The sequence below is a fragment of the Neisseria sp. P0021.S006 genome, assembly GCF_051956895.1.
Map to the genome: position 1 here is coordinate 1 of NZ_JBQCWZ010000794.1, position 657 is coordinate 657.

Here is a 657-nt window from a genome sequence, read left to right on the forward strand (position 1 = left end):
CATCGCAATAATCTTCAAAACCGGCACCATAATACTGGCACTAAAGATAATCACGGCAATCAATCGGTCGCCGTCGTCCCACATATAAACAATGCCGTTGAAAATCGTATTGATCTCCAAAGCCGTCGGATTTGACGAAATCATAATCGGCAGGATGTTGGCAGGGAAATACAGGATAAACGCCGCGACTAAAAACGCCAGCGAAATGCTCAGGCTTTTCGGGCGGCGACGGTATAAGTCCGCACCGCATACGCCGCAAGGCTGCTCGTCTTTATCGCGGAAATACAGGCAACGGCTGCAACAGATTTTGTCTTCAGTGGCCGTCTGAACCGCATGGCCGCCGGTTAAACGGTGAATCTTATAATAAACCCAATGCTGCGGAATCGATACCGAAGTCCGAATCAGCATGACCGACAACGGAAACATCAGATAAAACGCTGAGCCGAACTCTACTGTGGCAACGGACGAGAGCTTGATATATGCCACCAAAGTGGAAATGAAAAACACATCCACCATAATCCAATGACGCAGCCGAACCAATACGCGCGTTGCAAAGCGCAGCGCAGGGTAGGCCTTTTCGCGTATCAAGGCCGTATAAACATAAAGACAGAGCAGCAACTGTCTATTATACATATCTGACGCTGCCGACGAAGGGGG

General features: G+C 49.3%; 1 protein-coding gene. It reads right to left on the reverse strand.

Annotation, left to right across the window (positions count from 1 at the left end):
• The coding region (locus tag ACTHUM_RS17145) for a paraquat-inducible protein A (RefSeq protein WP_440403575.1) at positions 1-657 on the reverse strand (657 nt) is incomplete at both ends.